At 71.4% G+C, this 24,553-nt stretch carries 22 protein-coding genes and 2 pseudogenes; 15 read left to right on the top strand and 9 right to left on the bottom strand.

Features of this window, described 5'->3' with window-relative positions; all coding sequences use genetic code 11:
- Positions 1-2: 2 nt before the first annotated feature.
- From AB0J87_RS27275 to AB0J87_RS27260, 4 genes are all read right to left on the bottom strand, one after another.
- Positions 3-860 carry an alpha/beta hydrolase gene (locus AB0J87_RS27275; protein WP_363969538.1) on the bottom strand — a complete coding sequence of 286 codons (858 nt, stop codon included), beginning with the start codon at positions 858-860 and terminating at the stop codon, positions 3-5.
- A gap of 175 nt (positions 861-1,035) precedes the next feature.
- Positions 1,036-1,683, bottom strand: a complete 648-nt coding sequence (locus AB0J87_RS27270) for a PadR family transcriptional regulator (RefSeq protein WP_363969536.1) — start codon at positions 1,681-1,683, stop codon at positions 1,036-1,038.
- A gap of 361 nt (positions 1,684-2,044) precedes the next feature.
- Positions 2,045-2,350, bottom strand: a complete 306-nt coding sequence (locus AB0J87_RS27265) for a hypothetical protein (protein ID WP_350732067.1) — start codon at positions 2,348-2,350, stop codon at positions 2,045-2,047.
- Between the two features lie 87 nt (positions 2,351-2,437).
- A complete protein-coding gene (locus AB0J87_RS27260) occupies positions 2,438-4,567 on the bottom strand; it encodes an ATP-binding domain-containing protein (RefSeq protein WP_363969533.1) in 2,130 nt (709 codons plus the stop codon).
- A 68-nt stretch (positions 4,568-4,635) separates the two neighbouring features.
- On the opposite strand from AB0J87_RS27260, the gene AB0J87_RS27255 reads away from it, so the two are divergent.
- The 5 genes and pseudogenes from AB0J87_RS27255 (at position 4,636) to AB0J87_RS27235 (ending at position 9,312) form a co-directional block, all read left to right on the top strand.
- Complete coding sequence (locus AB0J87_RS27255) at positions 4,636-5,259, top strand: TetR family transcriptional regulator (protein WP_363969531.1); 624 nt, start codon at positions 4,636-4,638, stop codon at positions 5,257-5,259.
- 234 nt (positions 5,260-5,493) lie between these two features.
- Positions 5,494-7,116, top strand: a complete 1,623-nt coding sequence (locus AB0J87_RS27250; protein WP_363970124.1) for a SulP family inorganic anion transporter — start codon at positions 5,494-5,496, stop codon at positions 7,114-7,116.
- Positions 7,117-7,423: 307 nt separating this feature from the next.
- Positions 7,424-7,510, top strand: a pseudogene (locus AB0J87_RS27245) (helix-turn-helix domain-containing protein); the annotation flags it as partial.
- A gap of 383 nt (positions 7,511-7,893) precedes the next feature.
- On the top strand, positions 7,894-8,634 hold the full coding sequence (locus AB0J87_RS27240) for a transposase (RefSeq protein WP_363969529.1): 741 nt from the start codon (positions 7,894-7,896) through the stop codon (positions 8,632-8,634).
- Positions 8,635-8,754: 120 nt separating this feature from the next.
- Complete coding sequence (locus tag AB0J87_RS27235) at positions 8,755-9,312, top strand: hypothetical protein (protein ID WP_363969527.1); 558 nt, start codon at positions 8,755-8,757, stop codon at positions 9,310-9,312.
- A gap of 56 nt (positions 9,313-9,368) precedes the next feature.
- Here AB0J87_RS27235 and AB0J87_RS27230 read toward each other — a convergent pair whose 3' ends face one another.
- Positions 9,369-11,024, bottom strand: coding sequence for an acetolactate synthase large subunit (locus AB0J87_RS27230; RefSeq protein ID WP_363969525.1), 1,656 nt, complete (start codon positions 11,022-11,024; stop codon positions 9,369-9,371).
- 139 nt (positions 11,025-11,163) lie between these two features.
- On the opposite strand from AB0J87_RS27230, the gene AB0J87_RS27225 reads away from it, so the two are divergent.
- Entirely contained in the window at positions 11,164-11,880 is a 717-nt protein-coding gene (locus tag AB0J87_RS27225; protein WP_363969523.1) for a BTAD domain-containing putative transcriptional regulator, read from the top strand.
- An 89-nt stretch (positions 11,881-11,969) separates the two neighbouring features.
- Positions 11,970-12,290 carry a hypothetical protein gene (locus tag AB0J87_RS27220; RefSeq protein WP_363969521.1) on the top strand — a complete coding sequence of 107 codons (321 nt, stop codon included), beginning with the start codon at positions 11,970-11,972 and terminating at the stop codon, positions 12,288-12,290.
- Positions 12,291-12,349: 59 nt separating this feature from the next.
- Here the strand turns inward: AB0J87_RS27220 and AB0J87_RS27215 are convergent, their stop codons facing one another.
- A complete protein-coding gene (locus AB0J87_RS27215; protein WP_363969519.1) occupies positions 12,350-13,537 on the bottom strand; it encodes a cysteine desulfurase-like protein in 1,188 nt (395 codons plus the stop codon).
- A 9-nt stretch (positions 13,538-13,546) separates the two neighbouring features.
- On the opposite strand from AB0J87_RS27215, the gene AB0J87_RS27210 reads away from it, so the two are divergent.
- The 5 genes and pseudogenes from AB0J87_RS27210 (at position 13,547) to AB0J87_RS27190 (ending at position 18,454) form a co-directional block, all read left to right on the top strand.
- The gene (locus tag AB0J87_RS27210) at positions 13,547-14,590 is read left to right on the top strand and encodes a winged helix DNA-binding domain-containing protein (protein ID WP_363969517.1); all 1,044 of its coding nucleotides are present in this window, start codon (positions 13,547-13,549) and stop codon (positions 14,588-14,590) included.
- Between the two features lie 44 nt (positions 14,591-14,634).
- Complete coding sequence (locus AB0J87_RS27205) at positions 14,635-16,065, top strand: wax ester/triacylglycerol synthase family O-acyltransferase (RefSeq protein ID WP_363969515.1); 1,431 nt, start codon at positions 14,635-14,637, stop codon at positions 16,063-16,065.
- A gap of 65 nt (positions 16,066-16,130) precedes the next feature.
- Complete coding sequence (locus AB0J87_RS27200; protein ID WP_363969513.1) at positions 16,131-16,451, top strand: MmcQ/YjbR family DNA-binding protein; 321 nt, start codon at positions 16,131-16,133, stop codon at positions 16,449-16,451.
- Positions 16,452-16,627: 176 nt separating this feature from the next.
- A pseudogene (locus AB0J87_RS27195) lies at positions 16,628-17,608 on the top strand (RNA polymerase sigma factor); the annotation flags it as partial.
- Positions 17,609-17,695: 87 nt separating this feature from the next.
- On the top strand, positions 17,696-18,454 hold the full coding sequence (locus tag AB0J87_RS27190) for a class I SAM-dependent methyltransferase (protein WP_363969511.1): 759 nt from the start codon (positions 17,696-17,698) through the stop codon (positions 18,452-18,454).
- Here the strand turns inward: AB0J87_RS27190 and AB0J87_RS27185 are convergent.
- Entirely contained in the window at positions 18,451-19,191 is a 741-nt protein-coding gene (locus tag AB0J87_RS27185) for an alpha/beta hydrolase (RefSeq protein ID WP_363969509.1), read from the bottom strand. The two genes, AB0J87_RS27190 and AB0J87_RS27185, sit on opposite strands and share 4 nt — an antisense overlap.
- A gap of 65 nt (positions 19,192-19,256) precedes the next feature.
- Between AB0J87_RS27185 and add the strand changes: the two genes are divergently transcribed.
- Complete coding sequence (add, locus tag AB0J87_RS27180; protein ID WP_363969507.1) at positions 19,257-20,204, top strand: adenosine deaminase; 948 nt, start codon at positions 19,257-19,259, stop codon at positions 20,202-20,204.
- A gap of 39 nt (positions 20,205-20,243) precedes the next feature.
- Positions 20,244-20,705, top strand: a complete 462-nt coding sequence (locus tag AB0J87_RS27175; RefSeq protein ID WP_363969505.1) for a hypothetical protein — start codon at positions 20,244-20,246, stop codon at positions 20,703-20,705.
- Here AB0J87_RS27175 and AB0J87_RS27170 read toward each other — a convergent pair.
- Both AB0J87_RS27170 and AB0J87_RS27165 read right to left on the bottom strand, forming a co-directional pair.
- Positions 20,702-21,154, bottom strand: coding sequence for an NUDIX hydrolase (locus AB0J87_RS27170; protein WP_363969503.1), 453 nt, complete (start codon positions 21,152-21,154; stop codon positions 20,702-20,704). The genes AB0J87_RS27175 and AB0J87_RS27170 overlap by 4 nt on opposite strands.
- Entirely contained in the window at positions 21,151-22,161 is a 1,011-nt protein-coding gene (locus AB0J87_RS27165; RefSeq protein WP_363969501.1) for a substrate-binding domain-containing protein, read from the bottom strand. Before AB0J87_RS27165 ends, AB0J87_RS27170 begins: the two co-directional genes overlap by 4 nt.
- Before the next feature lie 264 nt (positions 22,162-22,425).
- Here AB0J87_RS27165 and AB0J87_RS27160 point away from each other — a divergent pair, with 264 nt between their 5' ends.
- Positions 22,426-24,447: a beta-galactosidase gene (locus AB0J87_RS27160; RefSeq protein WP_363969499.1), complete on the top strand. Its 2,022-nt coding sequence runs from the start codon at positions 22,426-22,428 to the stop codon at positions 24,445-24,447.
- The last annotated feature ends 106 nt before the right edge of the window (positions 24,448-24,553 follow it).

The raw sequence follows: 24,553 nt of genomic DNA, 5'->3' as shown, positions 1-24,553 counted from the left end.
CGCTAGGAGAGGAAATCGCGGATCGCGGCCGCGACCTGCTCAGGGCGTCCGCGCTGGTCGGCGTTGCAGGTGGCGCTGTGGTCGAGGCCCTTCAGGTCCACGCGCCGGACATGGGGCAGGACGCGCTCCAGCCCCGTGAGCACGGACTTCAGGTGGGCGGGGCTCCGGGTGCCGCCGAGCAGGAGCACCTCCGCCCCGATCGGCCGGTAGACGTCCAGGCTGCCGGCCGTCTCCGCCACCACCTGCCCGTCGTAGTGCAGCGTCGGGGCCAGCTCCCGGAACGTCGGCTCCCCGTCAACCGCCGCCTTGTCCTGACTTTTCAGCATCATGCCCGTGAGCAGCTCCAGGACCGCCCGCGGCATGACATTGAAGAACTGCGGCCCCAGCCGCGCCGCCCTCATCCCGGTGACCAGCGCCGCCGGGATCCGGCCGGCCGCGAGCTCCCGGTCGAAGCGCTCCAGCCAGCCGGCCGGGTAGAAGCCGTCGACGTCCAGCGGCGGCTCGAAGATGACGGCCTTGCGCAGCTCGGGCCGTACGAGCGCGGTGCGCAGCGTGACGATGGCGCCCGAGCTCACGCCGACGACGCGGTCCGCCCCGGTCGCGGTGAGCAGCGCGTCGAGGTCCTCGACCTCCCGATCGAGGCGGTAGTCCGGACCGTACGGGCCGCTGCGGCCCCGGCCGCGGCGGTCGGGCACGTAGCACGTGAACTCGTCGGCGAGGGCCTGGGCCAGCTCGATGTTGCTGTGGCCGCTCTGCATGACTCCGTGCAGGAGCACCAGCCCGGGGCCGCGGCCGAGCCGGCGGTAGCTGATCGTGGTGCCGTCCTTCGAGGTCACGGCGTCGAGAGTGGTCGTGGTCATGATGGCTCCCCATGGTTCGGTCCGTGAAGGGGAGCCCGGCTATTGTTGCGAGTGCCATCTCGTGTCCGGGGTCCCGCTTCGCGGGCATTTCGGTACGAAGATCTCCCGGCGGCGGTGTTCCCGCACCGCCGCCGGTCTTGCGATCGGCCACCGGGCTCTTCGCCGGTCGCCGGGGTCAATCCGCTGTGCTGCCCCTCTCCGCGATGTCCGCCACCTCGGGGGGCAGGTCGCCGGTCCGGTGGAAGGCCCGCCATCCGTCCAGGCCGGGGAACGTGCCGGAGGTCAGCTCGGCCACCAGCGCGCTCACCCAGCCCGCCTCGGCCTCCCGCATCGCCAGCGCGTACTCGGACTCGAGGAGGAACAGCCTCGGCACCTCCTCCCGGTCCCGCTCCAGAGCCCGGCGCGCGTCCTGGAGCTGCTGCTCCAGCAGCTCCAGGCGCTGCCGCAGCAGCGGCACCACCTCGTCCGGGCCGAGCCCGGCCAGCACCGACAATCCCGCCTCGAACGCCGACGGCTCCCGCACGGGCGTGGACAGCAGTTCGCGCGTCCAGTCGTCGGCCTCCTCCCGGCCGGCTTCGGTGACGCGGTAGACGGTCCGCTCGGGGCGGGCGCCCTGCCTGCCGCTCTCCACGGCCTCGATCAGGCCGTGCTTCTCCAGGTTGCGGACGACGGTGTAGAGGGATCCCCACTTGATCGGCATGTCCTGGTCCTTGCCGCGCGCCCGTAGCACCGAGGCCATCTCGTACGGGTGCATCGGCCGCTGCCCGGCCACCGTCAGCACGGCCAGAGCCAGCAGGTTCGCGACCCTGCGCCGCTTCGTCATCCGGCTCATCTCCTCGTGGACGAATACTCGTACACGAGCATACGTGCGCGAGTATCCGCTACGCAATGGGGAATCGCTGTGCGTTCTACGTTTGGAGACAGCGTCGGATCCGCGTTCTGCGGTCGGACGCGTCGGGTCGTTGAGCCCGGTGCCTGGCCGGTGTGGCGCGTCGAGAGAGCGGCCCGGTGTGCGCCGCGCGTCCCGTGGTCGGAGGCGGCGGGCGGGCGCTTGGGGAAGGCGGCTCACCGGTGGACGGCGAGCGGGCGCGGGCCGTGCCTGAATGGGGTGGGGCGGGAAAGGCGGCGCCGCCCCGGGAGGGGGTCACGTCAGACGGAGTCGGTGACGCCCGGGGCGGCTCGGGTCAGGACATGCTGCTCACGAGGATCACGCCGAGGGCGATGCCGATGATCATCCCGACGCCGGCGGCGACGGCGGCCCACTTGCCCAGCGGCTCGCCCCGCGTGTGGCCGACGATGCCCAGCACGATGCCGGCCAGGCCGAACAGGATCGGGATGAACAGCACGGCCACCACCGCGCAGACGAACCCGATGATCGACAGGACCTGGTTGCTCGGCGGCTGCTTGTAAGGAGGCTGCGGATACGGGGGCGGCTGCGACCACTGGGTGTTGGGATCGTCGCCCTGGGGCGGATCCTGCGAAGAGGTCACTTGCGGGCTCCTCTCGAGACGTGAACAACATCACACACCGAAGGGCCCAGTCCTGTCGAGCCGAACGAACCAGGACATATACCGATTTCAAACTGCTTTTATGGGATGAGATAGCTGGGGCGGCAGAGGCCTGGCGTGAACGACGTCCAGCCGGGAGACGGCCCGGGTGAGGGCGACGTACAGGCGGTTCAGGCCGCGCCGCTCGGCTTCGGCGACGGCGGCGGGCTCGGCCAGGATCACATGGTCGTACTCCAGCCCCTTGGCCAGCGAGGCGGGCAGCACGGTGAGGCGTTCGTCCACGTCCATGCCCTCGTCCCGGAGCGCGGACGTGATCGCCTCGACGTCGGCGTCCGCCGCGATCACCCCGATCGACCCCTCGAACGCCATCGCCTCGCGCGCCGCCTCCACCACGCCCTTCTCCAGCCCGCTCACGCGGGTGACCCGCAGGCGGCCGTCGGAGCGGTACGAGCGCGTCGCCGGCACCTGCGTGCCGAGCGCCGCCAGCAGCGTGTTGGCCAGCTCCACCACGGCCGCCGGGACCCTGAAGCCGGTGGTCAGGGCGATGACCTGGCCGTCCGGCTTGCCCAGCAGCGCCATGCGCTCCGGCCAGGAGGAGGCCGCCCACGGCGTGGTGCCCTGGGCCAGGTCGCCGAGCACGGTGAGCGAGCCGTGTTCGCTGCGCCTGGCCACGGCCCTGCACTCCATGGGGGACAGGTCCTGGGCCTCGTCCACGATGACGTGGCCGTAGCCGCGCGGGCGCTCGATGAGGGCGGCGATCTCGTCGAGCAGCACGAGGTCGGCCGCCGTCCACTTGGCGCTCTTGACGCTGCGGGGCGGCTTGGCCCAGGTGATCGCCTCCCATTCGGCCCCCGTCAGCGCGCCGTCCCGCCTGCCCTTCGCCGACCCGCCGTCCCGCGTGCCTTCCGCCGGGCCGCTGTCGCGCCTGCCCTTCGCCGACCCGCCGTCCCGCGTGCCTTCCGCCGGGCCGCTGTCGCGCGTGCCCTCGGCCGGGCCGCTGTCGCGCGGGGCCTCGGCCGGGCCGCGCAGGATCTCGTACAGGACCTCTTCGGGTTTGACGGCGGGCCAGACGGCGTCCAGGAACGGGGTGACGGCGCGGGCGATCTTGCGGGTCCAGGCCGCGCCGGCCGTCTGCCCGCGCGCCTCGGCCTGGCGCTGGATTGCGGCGACCGTCCGGGCCCGCACCCGCTCGCGGCCCACTCCGTACGGCAGGGACTCGCGGCGCGTGTCGTCCACGATGCGGCGCAGCTCCTCCTCGGGCACCCGCCACCTGTACGAGCCGTCCGCCACCGTCACCGGCTCGACCGGCTTCGCGATCCGCCGGTACAGCGCTCTGCGCAGCACCTCGGCCATCCGGACGTCGTGCTTGACCAGCGCGGCGGCCTCGCTGTCGGCGGCGGTGACGGGGAGGGTGACAGCGACGGGGGCCAGCAGGCGCTCCAGGGTGGTCTGCTCGACGTCCACCTCGCCGAGTGCGGGCAGCACGGCCGAGATGTAGCCGAGGAAGGCCCGGTTCGGGCCGAGGACGAGGACGCCGGAGCGTTCGAGCCGCTGCCGGTGTGCGTACAGCAGGTATGCGGCCCGGTGCAGGCCGACCGCCGTCTTGCCGGTGCCAGGTGCGCCCTGGACGCAGATCGAGGTGTCCAGCTCGGCCCGTACGAGGTCGTCCTGCTCGGGCTGGATGGTGGCCACGATGTCGCGCATGGGGCCGACGCGGGGGCGCTCGATCTCGGCGGCCAGGATGCGCGACTCGCCTTCCTCGCCCCGTTCGAGCCGTTCGTCCTCGAAGCCCGTCAGCGTCGTGCCCGACCAGCCGAAGCGGCGGCGTACCGCGACACCCTGCGGGTCGCGGGCGCTGGCCCGGTAGAAGGCCCGCGAGACCGGCGCGCGCCAGTCGATCACCACGGGCGGGCCGCCGTGCTCGCCGGTGATGTGCCGCCTGCCGATGTGGTACGCGCGCCCGCGGTGCTCGGCCGAGCTCTGGCCGAAGTCCAGCCGGCCGAAGAACGGCGGGCCCTCGGGCTCCTCGCTCAGCTCCTTGGCCAGGCTCTTGAGATGGCGGCCCAGCCGCTCGGCGCTGTAGCGGTCGCCGGCCACGGTCTCACCGATGATCACGTTGTCGCGCGCGCCTTCGAGCATCCTGCGCAGTCCGGCCTTGCAGCGTTCGACGTACTGCCTCTCGTCGTCGAGCGTGCCCATCGCGTCCCCCAAAAGCGTTAACTCGGTTAAAAACTTAACCAGGTTAACACTTTGATAGACTGGGTGCCATGACGGGACTACGGGAGATCCAGCGGCAGCGGGTCCACGAGGCCATCTCGACGGCGGCCATCTCGCTCTTCCTGGAGCGCGGCTTCGACGAGGTGCCCGTGACGGAGATCGCGGCGGCGGCGGGGGTGTCGAAGCCGACGCTGTTCAAGTACTTCCCGACCAAGGAAGACCTCGTGCTGCACCGGATCGCCGACCACCAGGGTGAGGCCGCCCGCGTCGTACGGGGGCGGGGGTCGGGGGAGCGGCCGCTGGAGGCGCTGCGCCGCCACTTCCTCGACGGGCTCGCCCGGCGCGACCCGGTCACCGGGCTCAACGACCATCCGGAGGTGGTGGCGTACCACCGGATGGTGTTCTCGACGCCGAGCCTGGCGGCGCGGCTGTTCCAGCACATGGCGCAGGACGAGGAGGCCCTGGCCGAGGCGCTCGGGGAGATCACCGACGAGCTGACCGCCGGGCTGGTCGCCGGGCAGGTGCTGGCCGCGCAGCGGGTGCTCGCCCGGCGCAACTGGGCGATGCTGGCCGAAGGCCGGCCGATGGCGGAGGTCGAGCGGGAGGCGATCCGGGCCGCCGATCGGGCGTTCTCGCTGCTGCCGGTGTTCACGCCTCGCGAACAGCCCGTTTAGGCAGGTGGCAAGGGGTGTACTTGATACGGAGAGCCTCTTGACCAATTGCAAAAATATGCAATTTGGTGCATTGCGGGGCGCTCTTTACTCGTAGGGAGTGATGGTGAGAGGACCTTTCACGCACCAAGACGGTTACATTTCCGGACCGGAAGGTAACAGCTCGTGACCGGCGGGCTGACCCTGGCCTGGGGGCGGCTGCGCGCCGTGCTGCCGGAACGCGAGTCGCTGGCCGCCATGTGCCGCCGCCCCCGCCAGGACCTGCTCGCCGGGCTCACGGTGGCGGTCGTCGCGCTGCCGCTGGCACTCGGATTCGGCGTCTCCTCAGGGCTCGGCGCCGCGTCCGGGCTGGCCACGGCCATCGTGGCCGGGGCGCTGGCGGCCCTGCTCGGCGGCTCCGACCTGCAGGTCTCGGGCACGAGCGGCGCCATGACGGTGATGCTCATGCCGATCTTCGACGCCCACGGCCCCACCGGCGTGCTCACGGTCGGTCTGCTGGCCGGGCTGCTGCTGCTCGCGCTGGCGCTGACCGGCGCCGGGCGCTACATGGCCGTGGTCCCCGCCCCGGTCGTGGCGGGGTTCACCGTCGGCATCGCCTGCGTGATCGGCCTGCAACAGGTGCCCCAGGCACTCGGCGTCCCGCCGGAAAACAGCCACAAGGTCATGATCGTGGCCTGGCACGCCGTCCTCGACTTCCTCGCCCACCCGCACTGGTGGGCCACCTCCGTGGCCGTGGCCGTGGCCGCGGTGGTGCTGGTGGCCGCGCGCGTACGGCCGAGCCTGCCGTTCGCGCTGCCCGCCGTGGCCATCGCCACCGTCGCCGCCGAGGTGGCCGCGCTGCCGCTGGCCAGGATCGGCGACCTGCCCGCCGGGCTGCCCGCGCCGTCGCTGGGGTTCCTGGATCCGGGCGCGCTGCCGTCCCTGCTCACCCCGGCCGTCGCGGTGGCCGCCCTGGCCGCGCTGGAGTCGCTGCTGTCGGCCAACGTCGCCGACAGCATGACCACCGGACGTCGCCACGACCCCGACAGGGAGCTGTTCGGGCAGGGCGTGGCCAACCTCGTCACCCCGCTGTTCGGCGGCATGCCCGGCACGGGCGCCATCGTCCGCACCGCGGTCAACGTCCGCTCCGGCGCCCAGTCCCGGCTCGCGGCGCTGGCCCACGCGGGCATCCTGGCCGCGATCATCTACTCCGCCGCCGGGCTCGTCGCCCGGATCCCGCTGGCCGCGCTGGCCGGGGTCCTGCTGGCCACGTCGGTGCGCATGGTCGACACCGACGCCGTCAAGGCCATGTTCAGGTCCACCCGGGCCGACGCCGTGGTCCTGGTGCTGACGGCCGTCGCCACCCTGACGCTCAACACGGTGGTGGCGGTCATCCTGGGCCTGGTGGTGGCGGGGGCGCTGGCCCTGCGTGCCATGGCGCGCAACGCCCGCCTCGACGCCGAGCCGCTCCGCCACGACCTGCAGCCCCATCACACCGAGGACGAGCACGCGCTGCTCGCCGAGCACATCGTCACCTACCGGCTGGCCGGGCCGCTGTTCTTCGCCGCAGCCCACCGCTTCCTGATGGAGCTGTCAGAGGTGACGGACGTGTCCGTGGTGGTGCTGCGCCTGTCCCGCGTCACCACCATCGACGCCAGCGGCGCGCTGGTCCTGGGCGACGCGATCGAACGGCTCGAGGGGCGGGGCATCCTGGTGTACGTCTCGGGCATCCCGGACGGCCACCACCAGCCGCTGGAGGCGCTGGGGGTGCTCGCCCGGCTGGACGAGGCGGGGCAGGTGTTCGCCACCACCGACGAGGCCATCGCGGCCGCCCGCGACCGCCTCCACCACACGGGCGTCCTCCCCCACCTGGCCGGCTGACCCCTCCACCCCACCCGCCTCCCCCAACCCACCGGGGGAGGCACCTCACCCCGCGGGGTGCGCCAGCTGTGGCGACGTCCATTGACCATGCGGCGTCGCTGGGTGGTGCCGGGCCCTCGGGTCGTGGCGCGTGTCCGTCGCCGGAGAGGCCGTCCTGCCTCCCGCCGCCTCCAAAGGACCTCAGCCGAAGCCGGGAGCGGGAGGGCCGCCAACGCCCGAGCGTGCCCTGACCTGTCAGGTTCGTGCGTCACAGAGTTCTTCCGGGTTTTGTCGGTGCCAGCCGATACCGTGGTGTTCTCGTTACCGAATGTGGGAGGTGGGCGTGCGCAGGTCGTTCAAGTTCCTGCTGCGCCCCACCAGCAAGCAGGCCGCTGCGCTCGCGCAGTGCCTGGAAGAGCACCGCACGCTGTACAACGCCGCTCTCGAACACCGCTGTACGGCCTACCGCAAAGCCGGGGTGACGGTGCGCTACGGCGACCAGTCGGCGGAGCTGAAGCACATCCGCGCCGACGACCCCGACGGTCAGGGCCGATGGTCGTTCTCCTCCCAGCAGGCCACCCTCCGCAGGCTGGACAAGGCGTTCCGCGCGTTCTTCGACCGTGTCAAAGCAGGCCGCACGCCAGGGTTTCCACGTTTCAAGGGCGGGGCTGGTTCGACACGGTCGAGTGGCCCAATGACGGCGACGGCTGCCGGTGGGACTCCCAGCCCTGCCACCCGGCCGCGACCTACGTGCGGTTGCAGGGCGTCGGGCATGTCCGGGTCCACCAGCACCGCCGTGTGCTGGGCACCGTCAAGACGATCAGCGTCAAGCGGGAAGGCGCCCGCTGGTTCGTCGTGCTGTCGTGCGATGAGGTGCCCGCGCAGACCCTTCCCGCTACGGGCGCGGTCGCGGGTATTGACTTGGGTGTCGCCTCGCTGGCCACGACCAGCGACGGCGACCACCTCGACAACCAGCGGCACCTTGCCACGTGCGCCGGCCGTCTGGCAGCGGCCCAGCGGGAGCTCGCCGGGAAGAAACGAGGATCCAAGCGGCGCCGTAAGGCCGTCGCACGGGTGGCGACCCTGCACGCCAAGGTGCGGCGGCAACGCCTCGACTCGGCGCACAAGGCCGCGCTCGCGCTGGTCCGCGGCTACGACGTGATCGTGCACGAAGCGCTGAACGTCGCGGGCATGACCCGGCGTGCCGCGCCGAAACCGGACGGCGAAGGCGGCTACCTGGCTAACGGCCAGTCGGCTAAATCCGGGCTGAACAAGAGCATTCTCGACGCGGGCTGGTCCGCGTTCCTGACGATCCTGTCGCACAAGGCTGAAAGCGCCGGTCGAGAGCTGATCGCCGTGAACCCCGCCAACACCTCCCGTACCTGCTCGCGCTGCGGGCACTGCGCGAAGGAGAACCGTGTCACCCAAGCCGTCTTCCGATGTACGGGGTGCGGGTTTTCCGCGCACGCCGACGTGAACGCGGCGATCAACATCTTGAGGGCAGGGCTTGCCCTTCGCGAGGCTGCGCAAGCGGCTTAGCGAGAAGCCGCTCCCTTCAGGGAGCGGAGGAGTCACGGATGGGGACCGGCACACCAAGATTTCGGACCTGGAGCGCCCGAGTCCTGTACCCCCCACCACCGCACCGGCGACACTCGGCTCATGACCCGGACCTCCGAACCTCCCCGCGCGCTCCCGGCTGTCGCGCACCGCTGGCCCACCCTGCTCGGGCTGGGCTTCGCCGTCCTCACCCTCCTGGACTTCGAGGACGGCCGCAGCCTGGGGTTCGTCGTCTTCCTGGCAGCGCTCATCTACCTAGGTACGGCGGTCCTCGGCAAGCCCGGCACCGTCTGGGCCCTGTTCGTCATCAGCACCGTGGCGTGGGTGGTGCTGGACCAGCTCGGGATCGACGGCTGGCCCGCCCTGATCGGCGGCGCGGTCTCCCTCGTCGTCCTCGGCCTGGTGGGCGGGCTGTTGCGCCAGCCGTTGCTGACGGCCGCGCAGGTCCCGGCCATGCTGGTCTGCGGCGGGGCGGCACTGCTGGCGCTGACGCTGTCGCCCCAGGCCGGCGGCTTCCTGGTCGCGGGGGCGCTGATCGCCCACGGTGTGCAGGACCTGCTCGTGTGGCGGGCCAAGCAGGTCGTGGCGCGGTCGATGGCGGAGTTCTGCATGGTTCTCGACCTCCTGCTCGGCGTGGGCATCGTCGTGCTGAGCCTGTGAAGCCGCTGTCGAGCCGAGCTGGTGAAGCCCGCTCGGAAGGGGCGGGTGAAGCCCGCTCAGAAGGGGCCGGTGAGCTCGCCGAGCTTGTCGGTCAGCTCCAGGTTCGCCGAGTAGTCGACCGGCACCGCGATCACCGACACCACGTCGTCCGCCAGCGCCTTGCGCAGCGTCGGCAGTAGTTCGTCCGCGTGAGTGATCCGGTAGCCGCGCGCCCCGAAGCTCTCCGCGTACTTGACGAAATCGGGGTTGCCGAACGTGACGTTGGAGTCGCGCCCCAGCTCCAGGTCCATCTTCCACTCGATCAGCCCGTACGCGCCGTCCTCCCACACCAGCACCACGAACGGGATCCGCTCCCGCACGGCGGTCTCCAGCTCCTGCGAGTTCATCAGGAACGCCCCGTCACCCGTCGCCGCGAGCACCCGGCGGCGGGGGAAGGCCAGCTTGGCCGCCAGCGCCCCCGGCACCGAGAAGCCCATGGACGACAGCCCGTTGGAGACCAGCATCGTGTTCGGCTCGTACGTCGGATACATGCGGGCCATCCACATCTTCACCGCCCCCGTGTCCGCCAGCACGATGTCCTCGCGTCCCATCGCCGCGCGGACGTCGGCCACGATCCGGCGCGGTGACAGCGGGAACCCGTCCTCCGAACGCCCCTGCTCCAGCTCCTCCCGCACCATGCGGCGGATCTTCTCGCCGGTGCCGTTGATCTCGAAGCGCCGGTGCACGGCGTCCGCGAGCGCGTGGAGCGACCGCGAGATGTCCCCCTGGACGCCGACCGCCACCGGATAGTGGTCGTCCACCTCGGCGGGGAACTGGTGAATGTGGATGATCTTCTTGTCGCGATGCGGGTTGATCTTGACGGGGTCGAACTCCTGCAGCTCGTACCCCACGCTGATCAGCACGTCCGCCTCGTCGAACCCGAAGTTCACGTAGTCGTGCCGCATGAACCCCACCGCCCCCAGCGCGTGCCGGTGGTCGTCGGGGAAGACGCCCTTGCCGTTGAACGTGGTCGCCACCGGCAGCCCGAGCCGCTCCGAGAAGCGGATCAGCGCCTGGGAGGCCCTGGCGCGCGTGGCCCCGTGCCCGGCCAGCACGATCGGCCGGCGCGCGGTGGCCAGCACGTCGGCCGCGCGGGCGATCTGCGCGGGGGAGGGGTCCTGGGTGCGTACCACGTTGACGGGGAGCGGGCGCAGGTCGTCGGGCACCGGCGCCGACTCGACGTCCTCGGGGATGGCGAGGTAGACGGCGCCGGGACGCTCGGTCTGGGCGGTCTTGAACGCCTTGCGGATCATCTCGGGCAGCGCCTGCGGCGACGGCGCGAGCTCCGACCACTTGGTGATCGGCCTGAACAGCGACACCAGGTCCACCACCTGGTGCGACTCCTTGTAGATGCGGTCGAGCCCGACTTGTGCGCTGATCGCCACCACCGGGGTGCTGTTGGTGGTGGCGTCGGCCACGCCGAGCTGCAGGTTGATCGCGCCGGGGCCGAGCGTGGCCGAGGCCACCCCCGCCTTGCCGGTCAGCCTGCCGTAGATCTCGGCCATGAACGCCGCGCCCTGCTCGTGCCGTACGAGGACGTAGCGGATGGAGGAGTCCTGGAGCGCGTCGACGAAGTGGATGTTCTCCTCGCCGGGGATGCCGAAGACGTACTCGACGCCTTCCGCCTCCAGCGCCTGCACGATGAGCCGGGCCGCGACGGCCTGCGTGGTCATGGGACAAGCCTTCTTTCTGAACGACTGCGTCCGTGCAAGCGCACGAAGGCCGCCGTTCATTCCGGTGTCCCGGCCCCGCCAGCGGGTATCTACGCAGCGGCTCCCCGGACTGATCTCGCACCAGGAGAGGACCGGGGGCATGGTGGAGCGACCTATCCGTCTCGCGCTTCTGGGCGGTTTCCGGCTGCTGGCCGGCGACGAGCAGCTCGCCGTCTCCAGCGGCTCCGAGCGGCTGCTCGCGTACATCGCCATCAGCCGCAGGACGGTGCACAGGAACGTGATGGCGACCACCCTCTGGCCCGACGCGCCGGAGCGGCGCGCGCACGCCAACCTGCGCTCCGCGCTGAAACGCCTCGACGAGGTCGGGCGGGCGCTGCTGCACGTCGGGACGACCGAGATCGGGCTGGCCCCGGACACCGGCGTGGACTTCGACGACGCCCGGGCGTTGGCGCAGCGCCTCATCGACCCCACCGTCCGGGCCGAGGAGGCCACCGTCTGCGCGGGGTCCGTCGATGCGCTGGCCAACGGCCTGCTGCCCGGCTGGTACGAGGAATGGGTGCTGGCCGCCGCGGACGAATGGCACCAGCTGCGGCTGCACGCCCTGGAGGCCCTGTCGGCGATCTTCGTCAGGCAGCGGCGGTTCGCCGAGGCCGTGACGGCCGCGAGCGTGGCCGCGCATGCGGACCCGCTGCGGGAGAGCGCCTGCGCCGCGCTCATCGAGGCCCATCTCGCGGAGGGCAACCAGGCCGAGGCGATCCGCCATTTCCGGCTCTACGCGGAGGGCCTGCGGGCCGAGCTCGGCATCGAGCCGACCGCCAGATTGCGGGAGCTGGTCGCCAGCTTGCGCGGCCGCTGAGCGATCCCGGTCACGCTCCGGTCACGCTGACATCACGGCGCGGTGACACGACCCCCTCCACGCTGGGTGGTGACAGAAGGGAGACCGGAATGCGCATCAAGAAAAGCCTGATTCTGGCTGGTCCAGCGCTTCTCACCGCTGTCACACTCGGACCCCTCGCCACCCCATCGGCCCAGGCCCTCGCGCAGACCTCCGCGACGAGCGCGCAGACGAGCACCCACGTCGCGAGCAAGCCACCCGAGAAGAGGAAGGCCAAGAAGCAGCAGTACAACATGGGCCGCTCGGCCGGTTACACCGACGGCCGCAGTGCCTGCATGAAGAAGGAGCCCTACAGCCTGAAGTACTCCGGTGGCGGCGCCTACCAGAGGGGCTTCGCCGACGGCTACAACTCGGGCTACCACAGCTGCTAGCGATCCCGGCCACTGAGCTGGACCCCACCCGCGCCCGCGGGGTGGGGTCCACCCCTTTTTCAGCCCAGGCGGGCCACCCCTTCGAGCAGGCGGTCCACGTCGGAACGGTCGTTGTAGTGGACCAGGCCCGCCCGCACGGCCCCGCCCGAGTCGCGGATGCCGAGCGCGCCGGTCAGCTCCCAGGCGTAGTTGTGGCCGTTCCAGACGTTCACGCCCAGTCCGGCCAGGTGCTCGGCCACCTGGCGCGGGGTGTGCCCGGCCACGTTGAAGTAGGCGGTGGCGGTGCGCCTGGCGGGTTTGCCGTACACCGTGACGTGCGGCATCGTCTCCAGCCCCTCGATCAGCACCGCGAACAGCGCCAGTTCGTGCTCCTCCGCCGCGCTCATCGAGGCCAGCAGGCGCTCGCGGCGGGTGCCCGTGCCCGGGACCAGGGCGGCCAGGTGGTCCACGGCCGCCGTCACGCCGGCCAGGTCGGCGAAGGCCGCCGTCCCCGTCTCGAACCGCTCCGGCACCGTGTCGGAGGAGGAGGCCAGCTTGTCCGGCCGCAGCGTCTCCAGCAGCGCCGGGTCGGCCACGACCGCGCCGATGTGCGGGCCCGACCACTTGTACGCGCTCGTGGCGTAGAAGTCGGCGCCCAGGGCGCGCATGTCCACGGGGCCGTGCGGGGTGGCGTGCACGCCGTCCACGTACATGAGCGCGCCCGCCCGGTGCGCCAGCTCGGCGATGGCGGCCACGTCGGGACGGGTGCCGAGAATGTTGCTGGCCGCCGTCACCGCGACCAGCCGGGTGCGTTCGCCGATCAGGTCCGCGTACTGCTCCACCGGCAGTTCCCCGGTGACCGGGTCCACCTCGGCCCAGCGTACGGTGGCGCCGATCTGGGTCCAGGGCCGGACGTTCGCGTCATGGTCGAGCCTGGAGAGCACGACCTCGTCGCCCGGCCCCGCGATGGCCCTGGCCAGGCGGTAGGTCAGCGTGGTCATGTTCGGGCCGAGCACCACGCCGTCCGGATGGCCGCCGACCAGGTCGGCCACGGCGGCGCGGCAGGCCGCCACGATGGCGCCGGAGCGGTCGCTGGCGGGGAAGGCGCCGCCGACGTTGCCGATCCCGGCCCGGTAGGCGGTGGAGATGGCGTCTATCACCGGCCGCGGGGTCTGGGTGCCGGCCGCGCCGTCGAGGTAGGCGAAGCCGTCGGCCAGCGCAGGGTAGGAGGAACGTACCGATTCGATGGGGAATGTCGGATCGAGCATGATAGGTAGATGCTCACCCTCAGAGACCTCAACCGGGCCACTCTGGCCCGTCAGCACCTTCTCGACCGGCACGAGGGTGACGTGGCCGACGTCGTGCACCGGCTGGTCGGCCTGCAGGCGCAGGAGCCGCGGCCGCCGTACCTGGGGGTGTGGTCCCGGCTGGCGGGGTTCGCGCGGGACGACCTGCACGCCGCGCTGCACGCCCGCACGCTGGTGCGGGCCACCATGTGGCGGGCCACGCTGCACCTGGTGACCGCGGCGGACTTCGCCGCGTTCCGTCCGGTGGTGCGGCCCGTGCTGGCCGCCGCCGCGCGCCGCTTCGACGACGTCGATTTCGACGCGGTCGTGGCCGCTGCCGACAGGCTGCTGGCCGCGGGGCCGATGACCTTCAACGAGCTGCGGCCCAGGCTGCAGGAGGAGTTCCCCGGCGGGTACGACCGGGCGCTCGGATACGCCGTGCGCATGCTCACCCCGTTGATCATGGTGCCGACGGAGGACCGGTGGAGCTTCTCGCGCGAGTCCGCGTTCGCGCTGCCCGGCATCGCCCTGGAGCCCGCCGGCGTGGAGGCGCTGATCGAGCGCTACCTGGCCGCGTTCGGCCCGGCGACCCCCGCCGACGTGCAGACCTGGTCCGGGCTGGGCGGCCTCAAGCGCGTCATGTCCGGCATGGAGCTGCAAAGGCTCACGGACTTCACGGGAAGGGAGCTGTATGACCTGCCCGGCGCCCCGCGGCCCGGGGGTGACGTGCCCGCCCCCGTACGGTTCCTGCCCGACTTCGACACGCTGGTCCTGGGCCACGCGGACCGCACCCGGGTGCTGGCCGACGAGTTCAAGGGCCGGGTCGCCACCAAGAACCTCCGGGTGAAGGCGGTCTACCTGGTGGACGGCTTCGCGGCCGGGACGTGGCAGATCAAGCGCACCGCGAAGAAGGCCACGCTGCTCATCAGCCCGTTCACCTCGACCTCTCTCGACGTGCTGGAGGAGGAGGGGCTGCGGCTGCTGGCATTCGCCGAGCCCGACGCGGTCCCGTCCCTTGAAGTGACCGACTCTTGAAGTGACCGGCGGAGTCTGATTGGTTCAGGGCGGAGGTGTCACCTATGGCCCAGTTGACCGCCCTGGACGCGCAGTTCCTCCATTTCGAGACCGCGACGAACATCGCCAACATCGCCGGCCTGGCCATCCTCGACGGCGACCTCAACCGCGCCGACCTCCAGGCCCTGCTCGAGCGGCGGCTGCCGTACGTGCCCGCGCTGCGGCGCAAGCTGGCCCCCGTGCCGTTCGGGCTGGACCACCCGTACTGGATGCAGGAGGACGATCTCGACCTCGACTACCACGTGCGCGAGATCGGCCTGCCACCACCGGGCGACGACCGGCAGCTCGCCGACCAGGTCTCGCGGCTGCACGCCCGCCGGCTGGACCGCGGCCGGCCGCTGTGGGAGATCTACCTGATCCACGGGCTGTACGGCGGGCGGATGGGCCTCTACACCAAGATCCACCACGCGGCCGTGGACGGGGTCGGCGGCGCCGACGTCCTGGCCGCGCTCCTGGACATCAGCCCGACGCCCGCGCCGCCGCCCGCCGAGGAGCCCTCACGGGACGCCCCGCCTCCCGGGGCCCCGGAGATGGTGGCGCGCGGGCTGGCGAGGCTGGCCGGCAACCCCGCGCTCGCCCTGCGTTTCGCCGCCCGGGCCATGCCGCACCTGGACGAGATCCCCGTCGTGTCCTGGATCCCGGGCAGCCAGGTCGTCTCCTCGCTCGCCCGGCGGCTGGCCGGGGCCGGGCAGGCGCCCGAGCTGCCGGCGCTGCCCGCGCCGAGGACGCCGTTCAGCGGCCCCGTGTCGGGACACCGGCGCTTCGCGTTCGTGTCGCTGCCGCTGGAGGAGATCAAACGGGTGCGCAAGGCGTTCGGGGTCACCGTCAACGACGTGGTCATGGCCGTGTGCGCGGGCGCGCTGCGCACGTGGCTGGCCGCGCACGGCGGCGTCCCGCACCAGCCGCTGGTGGCGGGGGTGCCGTTCTCGCTGCGCGCGGCCGGGGTGGAGGGCCCCGGCAACCAGGTGGCGATCATGACGGCGCCGCTTGCCGTGCACGTCGAGGACCCCGTCGCCCGGCTGCACCACGTGCGGCACGCCATGCAGCGGATCAAGGACCGCTTCTCACTGGCGCCCGCGCGCTGGCTGCGCGAGTTCAGCGAGTCGATGCCGGCCGCGCTCATGGGGCTGGCCGCCCGCTCGGCCTTCTCGCTCGTCGGCCAGACCGCGCCGCCGATCAACGTGGGCGTCTCGAACGTGCCCGGACCCCAGTTCCCCCTGTACGTGTGCGGGGCCCGGCTGCTGACCCACTACCCGGTGTCGGTGATCACGGACGTGAGCGGCGGCGTGAACATCACCGCCTTCTCCTACGACGGCTCCCTCGACATCGGGATCGTCACCGACAGAGAGATGGTGCCGGACGCCTGGGAACTGGCCGCCGACCTGCGTGCGGCCCTCGACGAGCTGCTCCACGCGGAAGCGACCCTGCCGCACTAGCCAAGTGCCGGCGGAACTGTCGGTGGCGTGTGGCACCTTGGGAACGGCGAGGAAGGGAGCATCGCATGTCAACCGCCCGGGAGCTCTACGACGACCTGGTCACCGAGCAGCTCGTCCGTCCAGAGGTGAGCCTGGGGCGCATGTTCCACTCCGAGGGCCTCAAGGTCAACGGAAAGGTGTTCGCGTTCTTCTCCAAGGAGCAGCGGGTCGTGCTCAAGCTCCCCGCCGCGCGGGCGGCCGAGCTGGTGGACGAGGGCGCGGCCGACGAGATGATCATGGCGGCCCGGCGGATGCGGGAGTGGGTGTCCCTGCGCACGCCGGACGAGGAGGTCTGGCGCCGCCTGCTGACGGAGGCCGCCACGTACGTGGAGTCCCTGACGCGCTGACACGCCCGCCGGACGGCGGCCGGCTGGGGCCACTCGCGGGCACAGTTGGGTAGCTTGGAAGGAGGCGGCCTGCCAGGTCTCCCGACTTCGCCGTTCCCTCAGACCCCGAGGTGCCGATGGTTTCAGCCCCTACGTCATAGGTCACCACGTTTCAGCGTCGTGCGTCCAAAGCGAGCGAGGAGTGTGTTTTGTCCGAAGCAGCAGAGGTTCTCGAACTCGACGACAACGTCGCCGACGGTGGCGCGGCCGTCGGCGCCGACTCGGTCAAGGCTTATCTGAAGGAGATCGGCCGCGTGCCGCTGCTCACCGCAGAGCAGGAGATCGACCTGGCCAAGCGCATCGAGGCCGGGCTGTTCGCGCAGGAGCGGCTCGAGACCGAGCCGTGCATGCCCGCCGACCTGCGCACCGATCTGGAGTGGATCGCCCGGGACGGCGAGATCGCCAGGCGCCGCATGCTGGAGGCCAACCTGCGGCTGGTCGTCTCCATCGCCAAGCGCTACACCGGCCGCGGCATGCTCTTCCTCGACCTGATCCAGGAGGGCAACCTGGGCCTGATCCGGACGATCGAGAAGTTCGACTACCGGCTGGGCTACAAGTTCTCCACGTACGCGACGTGGTGGATCAAGCAGGCCATCACCCGGGCCATGGCCGACCAGGCCCGGACGATCCGCATCCCCGTGCACATGGTCGAGCTGATCAACAAGGTCGCGCGGACGGAGCGCCGCCTGCAGACCGACCTCGGTCGCGAGCCCACCCCCGAGGAGCTGGCCAAGGAGTGCGAGCTCGAGGTCGACCGCGTCGTCGAGGTTCAGGGATACGGCCGCGAGCCGATCTCCCTGAGCACGCCGCTGGGCGAGGAGGGCGACAGCGAGTTCGGCGACCTCATCGAGGACACCGAGGCGGTCTCCCCGGCCGACGCGGTCTCGTTCACGCTGCTCCAGCAGCAGCTGCACGCGCTGCTCGACCAGCTCTCCGAGCGCGAGGCGGGCGTGATCAGCATGCGCTACGGCCTCAACGACGGCAAGCCGATGACCCTCGACGAGATCGGCCGCATCTACGGCGTCACCCGCGAGCGCATCCGGCAGATCGAGGCCAAGACGATGTCCAAGCTCCGCCACCCCTCCCGATCCCTGGCGCTGCGCGACTACCTGAGCTGACCCGCGACTGAAAGGCTGCGCAAACGAAGACCCAAGACTGTCGCCACGGACCTGTGGGGGCAGGCGGGCTGTCCTAGATTCCCAGGCGTGAAACGCGCCCGATCGAGCCTCGTCCACCAACTCGCCTACGCCGTCAAGAACCCGGACCGGATCGCCCCCCACCTGCGGCGGCTGGCCCGCGACACCTGGTTCCGGCTGCGCACGCGTGATCACGTCGCCTACTACCGGGCCGTCATGAAGTCCGACACCGCGCGGGACCCCGAGGGCGCGGTCGGCTCGCACACGCACAGACGGTGGCTGGCGCTGGGGCGCATGCAGTTCGACTACCTGGTGGAGCACGGGCTCAAGCCGGACTACCGGATGCTGGAGATCGGGTGCGGCAACCTGCGCGCCGGGCGGCTGTTCATCGACTACCTGCACGCCGGAAACTACTACGGCATCGACATCTCGCCCGACATCCTCATGGCGGCCCAGCACACGATCGTCGGGCACGGGCTCAACCACAAGCTGCCCTACCTCACGCCCGTCCGCGACCTGCGCTTCGCCTTCCTGCCCGGCGAGCACTTCGACGTCGTCCACGCGCACAGCGTGTTCTCGCACTCGCCGCTGCACGTCATCGAGGAGTGCTTCGCCCACGTGGGGCGGGTGATGAAGCCGGCCGCCTGGTTCGACTTCACCTTCGACCGCACCGAGGGCAAGGAGCACCAGGTGCTGCGGGAGGACTTCTACTACCGCACCGAGACGCTGGTGGCGCTGGCCGCCGAGTACGGGCTGCGGGCCACGTTCATGGACGACTGGGAGCGCGGCCCGCACAAGCAGTCGAAGATCCGCATCACCAAGGGTTAGCGGGCCGACTCCCAGAACTCCTCCAGCCTGGCCGCGCCGGTCGCCGGATCCTGGAGCAGCCACCAGTGGCCGAGCCCCGGCAGCACGGCCACGGTGGCTCCCGCCCGCGCCGCGCTCTCCTCCGCCACGCTCCGCGCCAGGAACGCGTCGCCCTCGGGAACGATCACCAGCCCGGGCGCGGGGATGTCCGCGAACGCGGGCGACCACTCCTCACCCACCCGCACGGCCGACCGGTAGAGGGCCAGGATGCTGCCGGCCATGACCTGGTCGACGCCGGCCGCGATCTCCAGGGCGTGCTCGAACGGCACGCCGAAGCCCTCGAACCCCTTGGCCCGCTCCTCCAGGGGCGTGGCCAGCAACTGCTCGAAGAACTCCTCGCCGGCCCCGGGCGTCTGCCAGAGCCTGGCCAGGTCGTGCCACTCGAAGGCGGGGTGGCCGAGCCCGGCGGCGTCCGTGGCCCACGTGCGGACGAGGTCGGGGCGGGTGCTGACCAGGCGCACCACCAGGCCGCCGCCCCAGTCGTGGCCGACCAGGTCGATCTCGTCGCCCGCCATCGCCTCCAGCTCGCCGGCCAGCCACGCCACGTACGCCTCCTTCGTGGCGGAGAACCCGTCCGGCCGGGGGCAGCCGAAGCCGGGCATCCGGAGCGCCCGCACGTCCTGGCGGCTCAGGGCCGCGCGGAGGGGGTCCCAGACGGCGGCGGTCTCAGGGACGCCGTGAACCAGCACAAGGGTCATTCCCCGAACGTACGCCGCGAATATCCGGCTGCATACGTTCTGAGCCCTCCTTTAGGGTGAGGGGAGTGAGAGACGTACGTGCGTTGCCCAAGGCCCACCTGCATGTTCACCTGGAGAGCACCGTCCGGCCCGCGACGGTGCGCGACCTGGGCGGGACGCCCGAGCGCAGCGAGCTGTTCGCGAGCTTCAGGGAGTTCGGCGACGAGCGGGCGCGGGTGCGCGACCTGCTGCGCACCCCCGAGCATTTCCGGCGGATCGCGGTGGAGTTCTGCGAGGACGAGGCCGCCCAGGGCACCCGCTACGTCGAGGTGACCTTCACCGCCGCCTCCCACGGGGAGCGGGTGGGTGACCCGGAGATGCCGCTGGAGGCGGTGCTCGAAGGGCTGGAGGAGGGCTCCTCCCGCTACGGGATCGCGTACAACGTGCTGCTCGACCACTCCAGGCGGCGGCCGGTGGAGCGGCTGTGGCGCACGTTCAAGCTGGCCGGCCGGCACGACCGGGTGATCGGCATGGGGCTGGCCGGCGACGAGAGCTACCCGCTGGCGCCGTTCGCGGAGGTGCTCGACGTGGCCAGGGACGCGGGGCTGCGCCTGGTGCACCACGCGGGCGAGGCCGCCGGGGCCGCCAGCATCCGCGAGGCGCTCTCCCTGGGGCACGCCGAGCGCCTCGGGCACGGCATCCGGGTGCTGGACGACGCCGAGCTGGTGGCCGAGGTGCGCGAGCGCGGGATCCCGCTGGAGGTCTGCCCCACTTCCAACGTCCTGCTCGGGTTCGTCCCCTCCCTGCCCGAGCACCCGCTGCCCCGGCTGAGGGAGGCCGGGCTGGCGGTCACGATCAACACCGACGGGGAGACGGCCCTGGCCGACGAGTACGCCCGGCTGCGGGACGTGTTCGGCTACGGTGACGCGGACCTGGCGGACCTGGCCCGGGCCTCGATCGACGCGTCGTTCGCGCCGGAGCCCGTCAAGGCGCGGCTGCGGGCGGAGGTGGAGGCCTGGCTCGCCGCTGAGTGACGCACGGGCGTCCGCACGGTCGCATGAGAGGCTGTCGGCATGGACTTATCGAAGCCGGGCATGCCGTCCGTGGCTCAGCGGCTGCCCGAGCGGGTGGTCTTCGCCGGGGTGGTCGGCGCGATCCTGCCGTTCCTCCATTTCGGATGGGCGCTGCTCGGTGCCGTGCTGGCGGACACCTCTCGATGCGGGCACTTCGGGTGCATCGCGCCGTTCGTCGAGGCGTGGGAAGTGGGGCGCTGGCTGGTGCCGGTGGTGGCCTGGCCGCTGCTCGGCCTCCTGCGCGTCCGGCCGGCGTGGCCCGTCGCGCTCGTGGCCCCGCTGTTCCTGGTGCCGCTCTGGGAGCTCAGCGTCAGCCCCGTGGGCCTGTTCGGCGTGCTGAGCACCGTGCTCGCGTACCCGTTCGCCGCCCTGGTGACCGCGCCGGGCGCCTCCTGGCGGCAGCGCGGCCTGGGCGTGGCGCTGTTCCTCTTGTTCTGCGGCGCCCTCGCCTTCGCCGGTTAGTCCACCCGGCCGTTGCCGGGCCGTACGCGGTGGAGCTCCAGGCCGATGTCCACCACCTCGGCCCGTTCGAGGCCGGCCACCTCGTCGAGAGGCACCCACGCGGCCCGGTCCGTGCTGCCGCCGACCTCGTGGCGCAGGGTGCCGCCGGTGATGCGGCCCTCGTAGACGATGCGCAGGCCGTGGAAGTCCGCCTCGCGGCCCTCGCCCCGGGGGTAGCGGCAGTGCAGGGTGCTCATGCCCAGCAGGGTCTCGATCGCCACCGTGTAGCCGGTCTCCTCCTCCACCTCGCGGATCGCGGCGTCCACCGGGTCCTCGGCGTGCTCGATACCGCCGCCCGGGAGCGTCCAGTGCCGCTCGCCGGAGGGGCCGACCCAGCGCGCGAGGAGGATCCGGCCGTCGTCGACGCAGATCGCGTACGCGGCCACGCGCAGCTCCCTGGTGATGATCACGAGGCGGGAGCGGCGGTGCTGCAGCGGACGACGAGGCTGGTGGCGAGCTCTATGCGCGTCCCGACCGGCCCCCTCGGATGAGTCAGCTCCTCCGAGATGAGGCGGACCGCCTCGTTGGCCATGTCGTCGAGCGGCTGGCGGACCGTGGTGAGCGGCGGCGACATCATCTCGCACCACGTGGAGTCGTCGAAGCCGACCACGGACAGCTGGCCCGGCACCCGGATCCCGCGCTCGGTGGCCGCCTGGTAGACGCCGGCCGCCTGCATGTCGGAGCCGGCGAAGATGGCGGTGGGCCGGTCGGGGCGGTCGAGGAGCTCGGCCCCGAACTCCCTGCCGCCGGAGATCAGGAAGTCGCCGTAACGGGTCAGCCCGGGGTCGGGGTCGATCCCGAACGTACGGTGCGCCGCCAGGTAACCCTCGTACCGGTCGAGCGTGCACTGCGTGTCGAGCGGCCCGCCGATGAAGCCGATCCTGGTGTGCCCCAGCTCCAGCAGGTGGGTCGTGGCCATGACGCCGCCCGACCAGTTGGTCGCGCCGACGGCGGAGACGCGCGGATCGCGCTTGCCCACCGGGTCGAGCAGCACCAGGGGCACGTGCAGGAGCTCCTCGATGGCCGAGATCTCCTCCTGGTTGGCCCGCGACAGCACCAGCACGATGCCGTCGGTGCTGCGCTTGCGCACGATCCCGATCCAGCGCCGCAGGTCGAAGTCGGCCCGCGCGGACGAGGTCACCACGAGCGAGAACCCCCACCGCGCGGCCGCCTGCTCCGCGCCCCTGATGAGCACCTGGGCCCACGGGGAGCCGAGCCCGTCTATGAGCAGGTCGACGAGACCGGCCCGGGGAGTGCTCGGCGGGCGCGGGGCCTCGTATCCGAAGGCCCTGACCGCTTCGAGCACCTTGTCTCTGGTGGCGGTGGAGACGTGCTTCTTCCCGCTCAGGACCTTGGAGACCGTCGGCACGGACACTCCGGCAGCGGCGGCGACGTCCGCCAGCGTTGCTCGAGCCACAGGACCTCCGAGTTGCAACTTTCGGAAAAACCTCAAACCCACAGGTTGCCCGCTGACCTGGAGCAGACTGCTACCCGATCGGCGCGGTTGACATCGCTGCGGGCCCGAGCCTACCGTAACCCTTCGGCAATGTCACGGTAATCTTTCGGAAAGTGTGCCAGAAACTTTCTGATGGCGAGGGGCGTATGAACCGGGCCGTCGGGCGCGGGCGCGCGGCCGCCGGGATCGCGTCGAGGATCCCCCCATCCCTACAGGAGCAGTGAAATGTCTCGCTTGGATGCTTTCAGGAACCGCATCGGGGGCTTCGCCTACGGCGGCGACTACAACCCGGAGCAATGGGACCCAGCCGTGTGGCGGGAGGACGTCCGGCTCATGCGTGAGGCCGGCGTCAACATCGTCTCCCTCGGCGTCTTCGCGTGGGCGTCCCTGGAGCCGGAGCCGGGCAAGTACGAGTTCGGCTGGCTGGACGAGATCATGGACCTCCTCCACGAGAACGGCATCAGCGTCAACCTGGCCACCCCGACGGCGGCCCCGCCCGTCTGGCTGACCCACCTGCACCCCGAGGTGTTCCCGGTGATGGCCGACGGCGAGCGGTTCGGGTTCGGCAACCGGCTGCACTACGACCCGTCTTCACCCATCTACCGTGAGTACGCGGCCAACATCACCACCAAGCTCGCCGAGCGCTACTCCTTCCACCCGGCGCTGGCGATGTGGCACATCTCCAACGAGTACGGGCCCACGGCGTACAACGAGGCCGCCTCGGTCAACTTCCGCCGCTGGCTGCAGCGCCGCTACGGCGACCTGGAGACCCTGAACGAGGCGTGGTACACCCGCTTCTGGAGCCAGCACTACACCGACTGGGACCAGGTCGAGGTGCCGCACATCCCGCGCACCTGGATGAACCCCGCCCGACGGCTCGACTTCAAGCGCTTCACCTCCGACGCCCTCCTCGAGTGCTACATCGCCGAACGGGACATCGTCCGCTCCTTCCGCGACGACATCCCGGTCCTGACGAACTTCATGCGCTTCTTCAAGCACGCCGACTACTGGAAGTGGGCGCCCGAGGAGGACGCGGTCGCGCTCGACATCTATCCCAACCCCGCCGACGCCGACTCGCACGTGTCGGCGGCCTTCCAGTACGACCTGTTCCGCTCGCTCAAGGGCGGTCAGCCGTGGCTGCTCATGGAGCAGGCGGCCAGCGCGGTCAGCCAGTGGCAGCTCAACATCGTCAAGGAGCCCGGCCGGATGCGGCTCGGCTCGCTGCAGGCGGTGTCGCGGGCGGCGGACTCGGTGATGTTCTTCCAGTGGCGGGCCAGTCGCGGCGGGCAGGAGCGCTTCCACTCGGCGATGCTGCCGCACTCCGGGCCGGACTCGCGCACGTTCAGGGAGATCGTGGACCTGGGACGGGAGATGAAGCTGCTCGCTCCCGTGGCGGGGGCGACCTCGCGGGCCGAGATCGCGATCCTGTTCGACTGGGACGGCTGGTGGGGGCTGGAAGAGACCGCGGGACTGCCGCGCCAGGACCTCAGCTACCCGGACACGGTCATGCGGCACTACACGCCGCTGTGGTCGAACAACCACCCGGTGGACGTCGTGTCCGCGTCGTCGTCGCTGGACGGGTACAAGGTGCTGGTGGTGCCGAACGCGTACCTGATCGGTGACGAGGGCGTGCGGCGGATCACCGAGTTCGCCGAGAACGGCGGGACGGTCGTCATGTCGTTCTTCTCCGGCGTGGTCGACGAGTGCAACCGGGTGCGGCCCGACGGCTACCCGGGCGCGTTCCGGCGGCTCATAGGGGCCAAGGTGGACGAGTACTGGCCGGCGCGGCCGCACGAGGTCTTCTCCGTGGAGTTCGCCGACGGGCGGCGGGCGACCTCGACGTGGTGGCGCGACGACCTGCACCTGGAGACCGGCACGGCCCTGGCCGCCTACGGTGACGGGCTGCTGGCCGGCCGGGCCGCCGTGGTGGAGAACCGCTTCGGCGCGGGGCGCGTGGTGTACTTCGCGACCCTCCTGGAGCAGGCCGCCTTCGACGCCGAACTGCTCGCGGCCGTGGCGGCGGCGGGTGTCCGGTCGCCGTTCCCGCAGGCGCCCGCCCACGTGGAGTGCGCCGTGCGGGGGGACGAGGAGCACGAGTACGTGTTCCTGCTCAACCACAGCGGCGAGCTGAGCGCGTCCGTCCCGTTCGAGGGGGAGGGGATCGACCTGCTCACCGGGCAGGCGGTGTCGGGTCCGGTCGAGCTGGCCCCGCTGGGGGCGGCGGTGATCCGGCGCGCCCGCTCGTAATCCCGGCGTATGCCCCGGCGGTCCCCTGCCCGCCGGGGCTTTTGACTTAAGCCTTTACCCCGAACGTAGATCTATATCCGTTTCATGGGGTTATGTTTGCCTTTGT

The organism is Nonomuraea sp. NPDC049625, from assembly GCF_040675285.1.
In the GTDB taxonomy this organism is placed as follows: domain Bacteria; phylum Actinomycetota; class Actinomycetes; order Streptosporangiales; family Streptosporangiaceae; genus Nonomuraea; species Nonomuraea angiospora_A.
Note: the sequence above shows the minus strand (reverse complement) of the source record. Positions and strands in the feature narration are given on the sequence as shown.

What these genes read in the sequence shown, in the direction of transcription:
- AB0J87_RS27255 (WP_363969531.1), top strand. Translation starts at nt 4,636, where the DNA reads ATGACGGGACTACGGGAGATCCAGCGGCAGCGGGTCCACGAGGCCATC.
- AB0J87_RS27160 (WP_363969499.1), top strand. Translation starts at nt 22,426, where the DNA reads ATGTCTCGCTTGGATGCTTTCAGGAACCGCATCGGGGGCTTCGCCTAC.
- AB0J87_RS27175 (WP_363969505.1), top strand. Translation starts at nt 20,244, where the DNA reads ATGGACTTATCGAAGCCGGGCATGCCGTCCGTGGCTCAGCGGCTGCCC.
- AB0J87_RS27250 (WP_363970124.1), top strand. Translation starts at nt 5,494, where the DNA reads ATGTGCCGCCGCCCCCGCCAGGACCTGCTCGCCGGGCTCACGGTGGCG.
- AB0J87_RS27230 (WP_363969525.1), bottom strand. Translation starts at nt 11,024, where the DNA reads ATGACCACGCAGGCCGTCGCGGCCCGGCTCATCGTGCAGGCGCTGGAG.
- AB0J87_RS27215 (WP_363969519.1), bottom strand. Translation starts at nt 13,537, where the DNA reads ATGCTCGATCCGACATTCCCCATCGAATCGGTACGTTCCTCCTACCCT.
- AB0J87_RS27210 (WP_363969517.1), top strand. Translation starts at nt 13,547, where the DNA reads ATGCTCACCCTCAGAGACCTCAACCGGGCCACTCTGGCCCGTCAGCAC.
- AB0J87_RS27235 (WP_363969527.1), top strand. Translation starts at nt 8,755, where the DNA reads ATGACCCGGACCTCCGAACCTCCCCGCGCGCTCCCGGCTGTCGCGCAC.
- AB0J87_RS27200 (WP_363969513.1), top strand. Translation starts at nt 16,131, where the DNA reads ATGTCAACCGCCCGGGAGCTCTACGACGACCTGGTCACCGAGCAGCTC.
- AB0J87_RS27270 (WP_363969536.1), bottom strand. Translation starts at nt 1,683, where the DNA reads ATGACGAAGCGGCGCAGGGTCGCGAACCTGCTGGCTCTGGCCGTGCTG.
- AB0J87_RS27225 (WP_363969523.1), top strand. Translation starts at nt 11,164, where the DNA reads ATGGTGGAGCGACCTATCCGTCTCGCGCTTCTGGGCGGTTTCCGGCTG.
- AB0J87_RS27205 (WP_363969515.1), top strand. Translation starts at nt 14,635, where the DNA reads ATGGCCCAGTTGACCGCCCTGGACGCGCAGTTCCTCCATTTCGAGACC.
- AB0J87_RS27260 (WP_363969533.1), bottom strand. Translation starts at nt 4,567, where the DNA reads ATGGGCACGCTCGACGACGAGAGGCAGTACGTCGAACGCTGCAAGGCC.
- AB0J87_RS27185 (WP_363969509.1), bottom strand. Translation starts at nt 19,191, where the DNA reads ATGACCCTTGTGCTGGTTCACGGCGTCCCTGAGACCGCCGCCGTCTGG.
- AB0J87_RS27275 (WP_363969538.1), bottom strand. Translation starts at nt 860, where the DNA reads ATGACCACGACCACTCTCGACGCCGTGACCTCGAAGGACGGCACCACG.
- AB0J87_RS27220 (WP_363969521.1), top strand. Translation starts at nt 11,970, where the DNA reads ATGCGCATCAAGAAAAGCCTGATTCTGGCTGGTCCAGCGCTTCTCACC.